The 13035-nt window shown below is 60.8% G+C and carries 11 protein-coding genes and 4 pseudogenes; 5 read left to right on the forward strand and 10 right to left on the reverse strand.

The genetic code is table 11. From position 1 onward, the window contains the following. Positions 1-661: 661 nt before the first annotated feature. From ACFFWD_RS00290 to ACFFWD_RS00315, 6 genes and pseudogenes are all read right to left on the reverse strand, one after another. Positions 662-829 (reverse strand): group II intron maturase-specific domain-containing protein, encoded by a 168-nt coding sequence (locus ACFFWD_RS00290; protein ID WP_376960389.1) that lies wholly within the window; start codon positions 827-829, stop codon positions 662-664. After that, positions 810-1037 carry a hypothetical protein gene (locus ACFFWD_RS00295; protein ID WP_376960294.1) on the reverse strand — a complete coding sequence of 76 codons (228 nt, stop codon included), beginning with the start codon at positions 1035-1037 and terminating at the stop codon, positions 810-812. The genes ACFFWD_RS00290 and ACFFWD_RS00295 overlap by 20 nt, the downstream gene beginning before the upstream one ends. Before the next feature lie 408 nt (positions 1038-1445). Then, complete coding sequence (locus ACFFWD_RS00300; protein ID WP_376960295.1) at positions 1446-1640, reverse strand: hypothetical protein; 195 nt, start codon at positions 1638-1640, stop codon at positions 1446-1448. A gap of 363 nt (positions 1641-2003) precedes the next feature. After that, positions 2004-2140 (reverse strand): annotated as a pseudogene (locus ACFFWD_RS00305) (ATP-binding protein); the annotation flags it as partial. A 204-nt stretch (positions 2141-2344) separates the two neighbouring features. Further along, a pseudogene (locus ACFFWD_RS00310) lies at positions 2345-2597 on the reverse strand (ParB/Srx family N-terminal domain-containing protein); the annotation flags it as partial. Positions 2598-2794: 197 nt separating this feature from the next. Further along, positions 2795-3676 (reverse strand): LysR family transcriptional regulator, encoded by an 882-nt coding sequence (locus ACFFWD_RS00315; protein WP_376960297.1) that lies wholly within the window; start codon positions 3674-3676, stop codon positions 2795-2797. Positions 3677-3767: 91 nt separating this feature from the next. On the opposite strand from ACFFWD_RS00315, the pseudogene ACFFWD_RS00320 reads away from it, so the two are divergent. From ACFFWD_RS00320 to ACFFWD_RS00340, 5 genes and pseudogenes are all read left to right on the forward strand, one after another. Further along, a pseudogene (locus ACFFWD_RS00320) lies at positions 3768-4416 on the forward strand (dihydrodipicolinate synthase family protein). Between the two features lie 436 nt (positions 4417-4852). After that, positions 4853-6004 (forward strand): mandelate racemase/muconate lactonizing enzyme family protein, encoded by a 1152-nt coding sequence (locus tag ACFFWD_RS00325; protein ID WP_376960299.1) that lies wholly within the window; start codon positions 4853-4855, stop codon positions 6002-6004. Between the two features lie 86 nt (positions 6005-6090). After that, the gene (locus tag ACFFWD_RS00330; RefSeq protein ID WP_376960301.1) at positions 6091-7203 is read left to right on the forward strand and encodes a lactonase family protein; all 1113 of its coding nucleotides are present in this window, start codon (positions 6091-6093) and stop codon (positions 7201-7203) included. 43 nt (positions 7204-7246) lie between these two features. Then, on the forward strand, positions 7247-8065 hold the full coding sequence (locus ACFFWD_RS00335) for an NAD-dependent epimerase/dehydratase family protein (protein WP_376960303.1): 819 nt from the start codon (positions 7247-7249) through the stop codon (positions 8063-8065). Positions 8066-8244: 179 nt separating this feature from the next. Further along, positions 8245-8463, forward strand: a pseudogene (locus ACFFWD_RS00340) (ATP-binding protein); the annotation flags it as partial. Positions 8464-8834: 371 nt separating this feature from the next. Here ACFFWD_RS00340 and ACFFWD_RS00345 read toward each other — a convergent pair. The 4 genes from ACFFWD_RS00345 to ACFFWD_RS00360 form a co-directional block, all read right to left on the reverse strand. Next, positions 8835-9887: an ABC transporter ATP-binding protein gene (locus ACFFWD_RS00345; RefSeq protein ID WP_376960305.1), complete on the reverse strand. Its 1053-nt coding sequence runs from the start codon at positions 9885-9887 to the stop codon at positions 8835-8837. 73 nt (positions 9888-9960) lie between these two features. After that, positions 9961-10788, reverse strand: coding sequence for a carbohydrate ABC transporter permease (locus tag ACFFWD_RS00350; RefSeq protein ID WP_376960307.1), 828 nt, complete (start codon positions 10786-10788; stop codon positions 9961-9963). After that, complete coding sequence (locus ACFFWD_RS00355; protein ID WP_376960309.1) at positions 10785-11756, reverse strand: carbohydrate ABC transporter permease; 972 nt, start codon at positions 11754-11756, stop codon at positions 10785-10787. The genes ACFFWD_RS00350 and ACFFWD_RS00355 overlap by 4 nt, the downstream gene beginning before the upstream one ends. Before the next feature lie 12 nt (positions 11757-11768). Next, a complete protein-coding gene (locus ACFFWD_RS00360) occupies positions 11769-13013 on the reverse strand; it encodes an ABC transporter substrate-binding protein (RefSeq protein ID WP_376960311.1) in 1245 nt (414 codons plus the stop codon). Positions 13014-13035: the final 22 nt, after the last annotated feature.

The raw sequence follows: 13035 nt of genomic DNA on the forward strand, positions 1-13035 counted from the left end.
AGGGAATCGGTGCGAAAAACTCTAGCCAAAAACGGTCCAGTTTGCCGGCCTCAGATCAACCGTGGATGCATCGATTCGAACTGGCGAGGGGTGGTCGAAAGGATCTGGCTGATCTCGTTATGGCGCTGGGCGACGGCGGAGATCGCGGCGAACTCTAGGGTGACGTCATGGTCGAAAGCTTCAGCATCGATGGCGAGCAGTGGGCAGATCCAGCGCACCTGCGGCGTAGACCGCAGGCAGGCGTGTTTTCTGATCTCAAGGCCTGAGGAGTCTGGGGTCTTCTTTGTGTCTCTTCGAGCTCCTTCAAGTTCTCGATCCCGAATTCGGTGCAGGGCGCGGCGCTGTCTTCGCCGAAGCTATAGACCCAGATGACTCGTCCTCGACTTCCATTTCGTTGGTGACATTTAGCGGCTAGCGGGTCGCGCCGAGGTAGGGTCGAGGATCGTCGCGCCGGCAGGCATGCGGATTTCCCGGACTGCGCGCTCCCATTTGCTTCACTCCAAGGCTTGTGGGACCTATCCGGTGGCGCAGCTTTCGGTGCATCGCGTCGCACTCGATAGTGAACTGCGTGAGAGTGTCGTACAGCCACGACCTATTCCATCGCTTCCAGCAGAAGCCCTTTGTTTCCGAGCCTGCGCCAGATGGCGCCTGACCTTCTTCTCTACCTAATCTTGATGTAGCTCAAGAACTCACTGGAATGTCCAATCCCGAAGTAGTTCACCCACCTCCGGAGCATCGGATTGATCAGGCTTATTACCCTGACAATCGGTTGCGAGATATCCGTCCAGCGTAGGCCGCAGACGGAGTGGTTAGCGCTTAAGCAGTCCAGGGTTTTCCTTGTAGGTAAGCTCGATCAGGTTCTCGATTCCGAAGTCGGTGAACGCCTTGACGCCGTCTTCTCCGACGCCATAGATCCAGATGACGCCGTCCTCGATCTCCATTTCGATGGCGATGTCGCGCAGCCAGTCTTCGTCTTCACCGAGGTCCTTTGCGACCTGGGTAATGGTGGTGACGTGATGGACCTTGTTGACGTGCATGGTCTGCTGCTCGAGCGGAGATCGCTGATGCCGGTGTCACTGGGTTTATTGCTGCCGGTCGGATCGTAACCAGCAAGGCAATGCCTTGTGACAGGAATTCCGGGCCCTGGCGGTTGGTGCGCTGGTCGAGCGGGTGGTTCTCGACGCCTTGATGTCGGATCAGATTGCAATCGCACTCGCGGCGGCGGGCCAGCTGGAGGAAGAGGGCCGTCAGCTCGAGCGTCAGTGGGCTCTCTTCGCGTGGAGCGCGCCCGCTACGAGGCCGAGCGCACGCGGCGTCAGTATGATACCGTCGAGCCCGAGAACTGCCTAGGAAGAGAAGCTGCGTGTCGGCGAGGCTTCGAGCAGGAACATGTGCGTTGGCGCGCGCTGGAGTCGCTTGTTATTGGCCCGGCGGAACGCGCAGCGCTACAAGCGCTTGCCGAGAATCTGCCGCGGATTTGGAACGCGGCCACCACGTCGGCAGCCGATCGAAAGCACATTCTGCGGCTTGTCATCCGCGAAGTCGTTCTTGATCAGAAGCTGACCCAAGGTCAGGTTTGGCTCAAGATCGTATGGCAGACGGGCGCGATCAGCGAACCTCACGTGCAGCGGCGCGTTCACACTTACGCGACTACATCGATTATTGATTGTTTGCGGCAACGAATCGCCGAGTTGAATGCTGAACACAAAATGACGAGATCGCGGCAATACTCAATCAGGAAGGCTTTGTCGCGACCCGCGGCTGCGCCTTTAGGCAAAATCCGATGCGCTGGCCTGACGGCAGCTTCTCGATTCAGGGCGCAGCAGCGAGCTTGGAATAACCCCGCAAACCGTCTTCGATTATCTCACGCGCGGATTATCGGCAGGCCGTCAGCTAGCCAAGAGCCAGCCATGGCAGATCGAACTCTCAGACGAACAAATCAGTCAACTTCGCAAGCGGGTGCGGCGCACCAAGCGTTCGAAGAAGGAGGATCATGAAGTCATCGGCTCTCCGATGGACGCATGCCATTGGTCCACGGGGAGCTGGCAGTGACGATGGTGGAACGGCCGTAGCGATCTTCGAGGGTTTCCAGGAGGTCGTGATAGGCGCCGGCATCAAGCGGCTCGAGACCCCAATCGTCGAAGCGCCGCTCGTGGAGTAGGATTTTCTTCGCCTGCAAAGTAGACGTGATCGGCGACGAGCGTTGCGTGAGGCTGGGCTTCCGAAAGGAGGGCGGCCTCGTCGGCGAGTACGACCGCGACACACAACGGCGTATTCCGAATCATATCGGCGCGCGCGTCCCGAGGATATCGGCTCGCTCATGGCGGGATTGTCGGGGGGGCATGGTGACGTTCTCGTCAAGGCTGATTTCGTGCGGATCGTTCGCGGTTCAATGACACAGCGTATCGGCTCCGCCTTGATCTCCTTCCGCTTTACCCAGGGGAGCTGGGCAAGCCGCCTGCCCTCACCGATGGTCACAGAACCGCAGCCGCCCCTTCTCCGTCGAACTCCGGTTCTACAACCAGATTTTGCAGGATGTCCTTGGCGGCGATGCTCGCGGCATAGGCCTCGATCGTCGTCTCGCTGTGCGGCGTCTGCGGAAGACACTCGTCGTCTTCGTCGTTCCATCCTCCCCCGTCCTTCCCCAATCCGCGCCTTGAGCTCTGTCGCTCATTGCAGGTTGGGCTGAACGAAAAACAAGCTATGCTGGCCTCCAAGCTCAGTACCTCACGAACCTGCTTCCCGCGGTGGACGCCCAATCCGCAGAACCACCAACTTGAATGCCAGTGCAGCGCTACTTATCGCTTTCGTCCGGTGACGCAGACAGAGCATTGCCCAAAACCGCAATCAGCTCCTGCTTCGCACCCCGTGTGCCCAGTAGACCTACATGTCGGACGTAGTTCGCATCCGCAATCGCGGTTCGCACGAGCTTCTGCTGGTCGGCGATAGCGTTCGGTGTCCAGGCTGGGACGAGAGCCGTACCCAGTCCTTCGGCAACGAGCATGGCGATCGCCTCAAGCCCATCCAGCTCGAAAATTTCATTTACCCGAAGCTGATGATCGTCAAGGAAGCGACTGATAATGCGACCCGTCCAGGACTGACGGTCCATGCGGATGAAGGGGGTTTTGGCAAGATGGGCGGCAATGCCCCCCTCATCAAGCGGGCCGGCGCTCAGCAATTGAAGCCGTTCCTGACGGAGCGAGTGCCAGCTCAGCGACTTCGGGATCTGCCAAGGTGGCCGGACGATGACCGCGCAGTCGATCGTCCCGCCGTGGAGGAACTGGATGAGCTGTTCGGATGTACCGGGGACGACCTTGAGGCTCATATCCGGTGCCATCTGCGTCAGCCGCCGGATCGTGCCAGGAAGCAGCGAGATCATGGCGGTCGAGATGCTGCCGAGGGTGAGGTTGCCGCGCGGCATCCCCATCTGCGCGATCTGGCCCAGCTCCGCTATGTGGGCCAGCAGCGAGCGGCTGGCATCGGCCACGGCGCGTCCCGCCGCTGAGACGGTCATCGAACGACCATTGCGCACCACCAACGAAGCTTTGAATTCTCGCTCCAGAGCCTGAAGCTGCTCCGTGACCGTTGAGGCGGCAAGTCCTAGACGCCGGGCGGCGGCGGCAACGCTGCCGCATTCCGCCACAGCGAGCAGGGTGGCGAGGTGGCGGGTATTCAACGGAAAATCCGATGTTTGAACATGCAAATAGGACGGTAGCCCCTTGGTTTGGGCACGCGCAATATCCCGGCGGCAAATTTCGGAGGAAACTATGCTGCTCGATCACACCGCGTCCGGCGTCTTCGCCATCGCGCCCACACCCTTCCACGACGACTGGGCCTCCGCGGATCGCATGACGGATTTCTACGGCTCCGTGGGGTGTGACGGCATCACCATTCTCGGTGTTATGGGAGAGGCGCCGAAGCTGGAGGCTCAGGAGGCGAGGGAATTCGCAACGAGGATGATCCGCCGGGCCGGCAAGATACAGATCATCGTCGGCGTGAGCGCGCCGGGCTTTGCCGCCATGCGCGCGCTGACGCGAGAGGCCATGGAGGCGGGCGCCGCCGGCGTGATGATCGCACCACCTAACACGCTGCGGACCGAAGACCAGATTGTTTCCTATTATTCTCAAGCCGCCGCGGCCATCGGCGAATACGTTGTCGTCAAGTCCGGCCGGGTAGGAAAGCGTGGCGCGGCTCACGACATCTTCGACGCGCATCTGCCACTGCTGCGCTACGAGCAGCAGCCCAACATCGGTCTCGCCGTGCGCAAGTACCTGATGGCGCGCCGCGGCATCATCGCCAACCCGGCACTGCGTCCCCCCGGGAGCCGGCCTCTCCGCCAAGGCCCGCGCCGAGATCGACTATCTGCTGCAGCGCCTCGCGCGAACCGACCGCCGCCCCTTGGCCCAGACCGCGTAACGAGCCCGAACATGGATTTGGGACTTGAAGGACGCTTGCCACTCGCTTTCGGCGGTGGCGGTGGCCTCGGCGATGCCATCGTTGGCAGCCGAAGTGGCAAAGGTGGTGCTATTCGACCGTGCCGAGAGCGCTTTGGCGCGGGTGGCAGCGGAAATCCGCGAAGGGCCCGAGGTGAAAATTGTGCCGAGGGACCTCGCCGACCCTGCGTCGATCGAGCCGCGGATTGCGAAATCGAGGCGGAGAGCCCGATTCAATTCTCGGTGGGACACTATGGCGAGCCCCGCAGCTAGTAGTTACTTTCTTGGCCGGCGCAAGAGCCAACTACATCACCGGATCCGTCATTCGGGTTGATGCCGGGTTGAGACCCAGCACTCGGTGGCGGGGAACGAGGACAAAAAGCAATTAACGCACCTAAGACTTTGCAGGAGGCCGTCCCATGACCAAGATTGCCCGTGTCGATGTATGCCTAGCCAGGGTTCCCCTTTCCAATCCGATCAATTTCTCGACTCGCACGGTGAGGGCTCGCGAATACTGCCTTGTCCGCATCACCGGCGAGGATGGGAAGCAGGGTCTTGGCTACAGCTATGCCGTGAATAATTCCGGCGCGCTCCTCGCCGATGCGGCGCGGGAGATTCTGGCGCCGCAGCTGATCGGTGACGAGTCCACCCGCGTCGAGGGGATCTGGCGTGAACTTTATCAGGAAACGCTGTTGATCGGGCGTGTGGGCGTCGTCATGCGGGCTCTTTCCGCCATCGACATCGCTCTTTGGGATCTGTCGGCGCGCAGCGTCGGGCTGCCGCTGAACCGCTACCTCGGGAGCTGCGTCCTCGATCGAGTGCCCGCTTATGGAAGCGGCGGCTATTACTGGCCCGGCAAGGACAACCGGGCGCTGGCGGAGGAGGCGCAAGCCTTTGTCGCAGCGGGGCACAAAGCCATCAAGATCAAGACTGGTCGCCTCTCGCCTGGAGAGGAGGAGGAGCGCCTTGCAGCCGTTCGCGAGGCCACGGGGCCGGACGTCGAGATCATGCTCGATGCGAACAACGCTTGGCCGGATCTGGCCACTGCCATGCGCTATGTGAAGCGCCTTGAGAAATACGATCCGTACTGGATCGAAGAGCCTTTTCTTCCTGACGATATCGATAGTCACGCTTTGCTGGCCGAGCGGACGCCGGTGATGTTAGCGACCGGCGAGGTCGAAGCGGGCCGCTGGCGGTTCAAGGATCTGGTCGAACGTAGGGCCGCGCAAATCATTATGCCCGACGCCATCGTCTGCGGCGGTGTCACGGAATGGCGGCGAATTGCCGCGATGGCCGCCTGCTACGGCATACAGGTCTCGCCCCATGCCTGGCATGACGTGCATGTGCATCTTGTCGCCTCGGCGCCGAATGCGAGCTGGGTGGAATTCATGCCTGACGATCATGTCGTGAACTTCCGTCTGCTCATCGACCGCCAGTTGAAGCTGGAGAACGGTGACCTGCTTCTTCCGCAGGAACCCGGTCTCGGCTTCGCCTTCGACGAGGCCGCTATTGAGCGCTACGGCGTGGCAGCGCCTGACCGGAAGCGTTGGAGGGCCGTCAAACAAGCGTGACGACAAGCCAAACGGGAAACACTCACGGACAGGTAACATGAGGTTGCGGCGATTGCCGTCGACCAAAACCGCAGACCGGAGGAAGGATGACTGGAACAAGCAGCATCGTTCAGCGAGGTTGGGTGTCCCATGGCACAGCCGGCGGATTCGTCTTCGTCGGTTGTTTCACAACCGAGCAGCGCAAAGCGCGCGGCAGGGGGATCGACGTCTACCGCGCCCAACCCTGGTCCGGCACCTGGACCTATGCGCATCACGTGGGCGGTCTCGTCAACCCGTCTTTTCTCATCACCGATCCGAAACGCCGCGCGCTCTATATGGTGCACGGCGATTCCGATTTCGTGAGCGCCTTCGCCATCGACGCCGCCACCGGAGCACTCGTGCCACTAGGCCAAGCTGCCACCGGCGGGAAGAACGGCGTCCATCTGACGCTCGCCCCTTCGGGCCAGTTTCTGCTCGTCGCAAACTACGCAACTGGCTCGATCGCGACACTACCCATCCGGCCGGACAGCTCTCTGGAGCCGTCGGTGCATCTGCTCGATTTGCCGGGAGAAACCGGCCCGCACCGCACCGAACAAACCTTCTCGCATCCGCATTGCGTGGTCCCCGCCCCTTCCGGGCGCTTCATCCTGGTGCCAGACAAGGGTCTCGACTGCGTTTTCACTCTCGCATTTGATGCGGCGGACGGGCGTCTCGAGATCGTGAGCCGAGTAGCGATGCGATCCGGCGCCGGACCGCGCCATCTCGTGTTCCATCCGCACCTGTCGTTCGCCTTCATCGTCAACGAACTGGAGTCGTCCGTCGCAACCTGCCGGTGGGATGAGAAGGCAGGCAAGCTGATGCCCCTGCACTTGGCGCCCGCTCTGCCGGCGGACTTCTTCGGCGCGAGTACAGCCGCGGCGATCGTGATCTCGCCCTGCGGCCGCTTTGTCTATGCCTCCAATCGCGGGCTGGATAGCATCGCGCGTTTCGCCTTTGACGAGACGGACGGTCGGCTGGACACCCTTGGCTGGACATCGACACAGGGGCGCGAACCGCGCTTCATGACGCTCGATCCCGCAGGACAATGTTTGATAGTCGCCAACGAGCAGGGTAATAGCATTGTGACGTTCGAGATCGATCCCATATCAGGCGACCTCTCCCAGCGCGATGCGGCGCTTGTGAGCGCTAGTCCGTGCACGCTTGCCTTTCTGCAAGCTTGATTTGGTCCCCGGCGTCTCATGCAATTTAGACACGGAGTCTGATATGACAGTTCCCGCGAAGCCTACCCTGCTGACTGGCGCGTCAGGCGCCTTGGGCCGTGTGCTGGCGAAGGCGCTCGCGGCCCAAGGGTGGGCCTTACGGCTCACCGATCGGGTGCCGTTTCCCGACAAGGTCCCAGAGGGCGCGCGCTTCACACTCGCCGAGCTCGAGGACGGACCTGCGATTCTCCGCCTCGCGGAAGGATGCGGAACCATCCTGCATTTCGGAGGCATCTCCGTGGAGCATCCGTTCGAAACGGTCATCGGGCCCAACATTCGCGGGCTCTATCATGCCTATGAGGCCGCGCGACGAGAGAGAATGCGGATGGTGTTCGCCTCATCGAATCACACGATCGGATTTCATGAGCGCAACGAGGTTCTCGACGACGACTGTCAAATGCGCTCAGATGGCTATTATGGCATCTCAAAGGCCTATGGCGAACTAATGGGTTGGCTCTATTGGGATAAGTACGGCGTGGAGAGCGTGTTCCTGCGCATCGGCTCGTGCACGCCAGAGCCGACAGACGACCGGATGCTGAGCACGTGGCTCTCCCATGGGGACCTGACACGACTTGTGGAGCGCAGCACGCTCGCTGAGAGTACCGGCCGTGCCGGCTGCCTCGTGATTTGGGGAGTTTCCAAGAATGCACGGATGACGTGGTGGCGCAAGGACGGGCGAGAGACTATCGGTTGGGCTCCGCAGGACAGTGCTGATCCTTACATTGCCAAGCTCGACGGAAAGGCAAGTGGCAACCCTGTTGCCGAACGCTACCAGGGCGGCAGCTTTTGCGCTCTTGATTACTCCCGTAAAGCACCGACGTAACTTGGAGGGCACCGTGTCATAAGGCGGCGATGTCGCCTAGCTCGTCATGTAACACACGTACAGCCCAAAAAATTACACCTCGCTCATCCACTTCCAGCAAAACCGCTACAGAGTGCGCACGAAGTACATGAACCAGGTGCTGAGCTTGCGCGTGTACCCGCAATGGCTCGTTCGCCTCTCAACACGCCTTGGCTCGCTTCCCCGCGCACCGGGACTTGGCGGGCTTCGACTTCGAGGCCACATCGATCAACGAGCAACTGGTTCGAGAGCTGCACACCTTGGAGTTCACCGAGCAAGCTTACAACCTCGTTCTGATCGGCGGCCCGGGGCACGGGCCCGACGCATCTGGGACCACCTTGGTGGTGGAATCAGTCGACCGACACCAGAAGCGGTCGTGAGCGCGAGGCGATACGGCCAGCTTTGCCCGAGGCCCAATTTTAGCGTGGAGACGGGATACGAATCCTGGCGGTTCAAGCTTAAGGATGCACTAAGAGATGTACACAATCCATCGAGCCTGGCTTCGGGTTCATGAAGCGGGTCAAGATTGATTCGGCACACGGGTTACTCAGAAGTCTGCGGAAGCACTTTGAGGTCCTTCCGCATGATCTGCTGCGGCCAGCGTGTGCTGACACAGTCCGGCAGAACAGGCCAAATCAGTCCTGTCAACCAGCTCTTCTGGCTTGCGGCCGGAGTGCCCCCCCGGTCGGGGTTCGTTATGTCTTTTCCAAGGTAATGCAGCGGTACCCTTTTTGCACCAAGACCGCATTTTTCAATTCAGCCGCCGCCCGGTCTCCTTGTCGAACACATGCACTAGCGCGGCATCGGGCTGCACGCGGATGATCTCCCCTGGCCTGACTTGGATGCGCTCGCGGAATACCAGAGTGAGCTCCTGACCGCCGGCCTTGGCTAACACCAGGGTTTCCGCGCCAGTTGGTTCGACCACCATCACCTCGACCGGCAGCCCATTGTCGGTGAGGCAAAAATGTTCGGGGCGGATGCCGTAAAGCGCCGGGCGGCCGTCGCCGATGGCTGCCCCAGCGGCGAGTGGCAGCACGAGGGCGCCGGACTGAAAACCGGACGTCTCCAGGCGCCCGTCGAGGATGTTCATTGCCGGCGAGCCGATGAAGCCGGCGACGAACAGGTTGGCCGGCTTGTCATAGAGCTCGAGCGGCGCGCCGACCTGCTCGACCACGCCGTCATGCATGACCACGATCTTGTCAGCCATGGTCATTGCCTCGGTCTGATCGTGAGTGACATAGATGGTGGTAGTCTTGAGTCGCTGGTAGAGCGCCTTGATCTCGGTGCGCATCGCCACCCGCAACTTGGCGTCGAGGTTCGAAAGCGGCTCGTCAAACAAGAAGACCTGCGGGTCGCGAACGAGTGCCCGCCCCATGGCGACTCGTTGGCGCTGGCCGCCAGAGAGTTCGCGCGGATAACGCCCGAGCAGTTGCTCGAGCCCGAGGATGGCCGCAGCTCGGTTGACGCGGGTGGCGATCTCCGCCTTCAGCGCCCGCTTCAGCTTAAGCGAGAACGCCATGTTGTCGGCCACGGTCATATGGGGATAAAGCGCGTAGCTCTGGAAAACCATGGCGATGTCACGCTCCTTCGGTGCCGCGTCGTTCACAACTCGATGGCCGATGCGGATCTCGCCGGCGGAGATGTTTTCCAGGCCCGCGATCATGCGCAAAAGGGTCGATTTCCCACAGCCGGAGGGCCCGACCAGGGCCACGAATTCGCCATCGGCGATGGCAAGCGACACGCCATGAACTACCTGGACCTTGCCGTAGGCCTTCTTCACGCTGCGAATCTCAACTGAAGCCATCTCGTCATTCCCTCATCTTGTCTCGGTTCTGCGCGAACTGTTCAGCGCAGCAGATTGAAGCCTGGCACGGATATCAGCCTTTGAGTGCACCTTGCGTGAGGCCCTCGGTGAAGCGTCTCTGCATGAGGACAAAAAGGACGATCACCGGAAGGAACGTGATCACGGTGCCCGAGAAGACCAGGTGATAGGAGGTCACGTTCGTGGAGACAAAGCGGACAAGCCCAAGCGGCAGAGTCTGTACGTCTGGGCTGATCAGCACCACCAGTGGCAGGAAAAAGTCGTTCCAAGTCGACAGTGCCGAGATGATCACCAACGCCTGCACCGCGGGCATGGAAAGCGGCAGGAAAACCCGCGTCAGAATCTGGAAATGGTTGGCTCCGTCGACCTTGGCCGCTTCGCTGAGCTCGCCAGGAACACTAACAAAGAACGAGCGCATCAGGAAAATACCAAAGGGCGCGCCGTTGCTCACCTGCGCCAGCACCACGCCCGTCAGCGAGTCGATCAGGCCGAGGCCAGTTAGCACTTGGTAGAGGGGGATGATGATCGCGTTGATCGGAATGGTGAGCCCGAAGATGAAGCCGTAGAACACCCATTCGCGTCCGGGAAAACGCATCTTGGCGAGCACATAGCCGGCGGGCACGCAAACAAGGAGCAGTAGGAGCACCACGCCTGCCACGTTCATCAGGCTGTTGCCGATGAGATCCGCAAAGCCGCCAATCTTCCATGCGTCCGCGTAGTTTTGCCACATCAGCTTGTTGGGCAGCGCGAAGGGATTGCTTGCGCCGATTTCCGCCTCAGTTTTAAGACTCGAGGTAATGAGCCACAGAAACGGAGCTACGATGATGAACGTCGCCGGCGCGAGTAACGCCAGAACCCGCCAGTCTTTACGTGAGACGCTCATACAGCCCTCCGGGCGCGCCAGCGATTGAAGGCGATCGTGATGGTAATGGCGATCACACTCATCAGGATGCACAGCACCGCCGCCAAGCCGTGGTCCTGCACTTGAAAAGTCAGGTGATAGATGTAGATTGAGATAATCTCACTGGCGTAGAACGGCCCGCCGGCGGTCATCACGAAGACCGTCGCGAAGCCTCGCAGGGCGTTTATCATGGCCAGCGAGAGGACGAAGGTCGTCACCTCGCGAAGGCCGGGCAACGTGACGTGGATCAGCTTCTGCCACGCGTTGGCCCCATCCACTTCGGCAGCATCGTAAAGGCTTGGGTCGAGATTCTGCAGTCCGGCCATAAAGAGCAGCATGTAGAGCCCGAAGCCTTGCCAGGAACTTGCCACGTTGACCGAGAACAGGACAAGCAGCGGGTCGGAGAGCCAGCCTTGCTCCAGCCAGGCCAAGTTTAGCTTCGCGAGCACGCTGTTCATGAGCCCGTAGAATGGATCGTAGACGTTGGCCCAGATCACGCCTACCACGGCGAGAGAGACAAGGTGGGGCAAAAAAAGCGTCGTGCGAAAGAACACCTTGCCGCGGACGAGGCTGCTGACCGCGAGCGCAAGCGCCAGGCCGAGTCCAACGGACAACACCACGTGATAAAAGAGCCATAGGAACGTGCGCGCCAAGCTCCCCCAGACAATTGAGTCGCCATAGGCGCGCACATAGTTGTCGAGCCCGACAAACTGCGCCTCCGTGTTGAAGCCGTGGGAATTTGTGAAGCTGATCCACACCGTGGCCACGATCGGCAGCAGCGAGAAGACCGAGTAGACCGCGATCGCCGGCAGGAGCAGGGCGAAAGCCGTGGCGCGGCTGTCACGTAATCGCCTCTGCGGGCGTCTGTCGGCGATGGAGGAGGAAGCAGGGTGGCTGCCCACACTTTCATCAGCAAAAGCGTCCTGAACCAATTTCGCTCTCGATGGCATGGAAATCTCGACCTACTGTCCCATCTTGCCCTGGATCTGCGCAAGTCCGTCGTTGGCAGAGACTTGGCCGCCAATCAGTCCGCCAATCACCTGATAGTAGGTGTCAATTGCGCCACTGGGGATGTAGCCCGTGGGGTTGTAGCCGATGCCCTTGGCCGCAGCCGTGAAGGCATCGCGCCTGACGGGAAGGGCCGGCTTCAAGTCGGGCACATCGCGCACTGGGAGCGAAATGTGCTCGTTGCGGAGCCGCATGATCTTATCCGAAAGCATGAAGTCGATCCATTTCATGGCAAGTTCCGGCTGCTTCGAGCTCACCGGGACCATCCATGACTGCGACACGGATCCGATAGGTAGAGACCCGTCCTCCAGGTCGCTCGGGATCGTCGCATAGCCGAGATTCGAAAGATCGTAGCCGACCCGCCGGGCTATTTCGGTGAACCACGGGCCGGCGAAGAACAGGGCCGCGCGCTTGTTAGCCCACAGGCGAACGGCGGCATCCCGGTCGAGGCTCACCATCTTAGGATTGATGTGCCCGGCCTTGACGCCGTCAATCAGGTTCTGCGCTCCTTTGATGACTCTCGGATCAGTCCAAGGGATTTTTCCGGACACGACCTGACCCATCACCTCTCGGCCGGCTGCGGCCTGCAAGTAGCTGCCGAACAGATGGCCGCCGCTGGTGCTGTTGCGGACGCCGACCGCGATGGGCTCGATGCCAGAGGCCCTGATCTTGTCCAGTGTGGATTGGAAGGCAGCCCATCCGCCTTTGAGCGACCAGCCGTTCTTGTTGAACATGTCCTTGTGATACCAGATGCCGATTGCCTCGAGGTCATCCGGCACCTCGTAGATGTCGCCGCCGAACTGGCCAGCAAGCTCTTTGTAGAGCCAAGGATAGATTTTGTCCTTCCACCCCCTTTTGTCATATTCCGCCGTCAGCGGCCGCACCAGCTTGGCGTTGGCGACAATGGCGACGCGGCCGATCCCGGCAGTGGTAATAAGCACGTCGGGTCCAACGTTGGACTGGATTGCCGCCTGAACCGCGCCGTTGCTGATGTTACCGGTCGGTTTCATGTAGTTGACCGTCACGGATGGATTCGCGGCCTCGAACTCAGCCTTGATCTTGTTCCAGAGCTCCGCAGTCGCCGGGTCCGCTAACTGATCGGTCGACCAGACCACCAGCGTCTGCGACTGCGCGGATGCAACGCCTCCCAGAACTCCGAGGATGGCAAGGGCCGAAGCGGCAATCAGACGTTTAAGCATAGTCCCCTCCTCTTAAGGCGTG

Origin of the sequence: Bradyrhizobium erythrophlei, assembly GCF_042430365.1 — a bacterium.
GTDB lineage: Bacteria > Pseudomonadota > Alphaproteobacteria > Rhizobiales > Xanthobacteraceae > Bradyrhizobium > Bradyrhizobium erythrophlei.

Excerpts from the sequence above, each read along its gene's own strand:
- ACFFWD_RS00345 (WP_376960305.1), bottom strand. The coding sequence starts at position 9,887 with ATGGCTTCAGTTGAGATTCGCAGCGTGAAGAAGGCCTACGGCAAGGTC.
- ACFFWD_RS00355 (WP_376960309.1), bottom strand. The coding sequence starts at position 11,756 with ATGCCATCGAGAGCGAAATTGGTTCAGGACGCTTTTGCTGATGAAAGT.
- ACFFWD_RS00330 (WP_376960301.1), top strand. The coding sequence starts at position 6,091 with ATGACTGGAACAAGCAGCATCGTTCAGCGAGGTTGGGTGTCCCATGGC.
- ACFFWD_RS00325 (WP_376960299.1), top strand. The coding sequence starts at position 4,853 with ATGACCAAGATTGCCCGTGTCGATGTATGCCTAGCCAGGGTTCCCCTT.
- ACFFWD_RS00295 (WP_376960294.1), bottom strand. The coding sequence starts at position 1,037 with ATGCACGTCAACAAGGTCCATCACGTCACCACCATTACCCAGGTCGCA.
- ACFFWD_RS00360 (WP_376960311.1), bottom strand. The coding sequence starts at position 13,013 with ATGCTTAAACGTCTGATTGCCGCTTCGGCCCTTGCCATCCTCGGAGTT.
- ACFFWD_RS00335 (WP_376960303.1), top strand. The coding sequence starts at position 7,247 with ATGACAGTTCCCGCGAAGCCTACCCTGCTGACTGGCGCGTCAGGCGCC.
- ACFFWD_RS00350 (WP_376960307.1), bottom strand. The coding sequence starts at position 10,788 with ATGAGCGTCTCACGTAAAGACTGGCGGGTTCTGGCGTTACTCGCGCCG.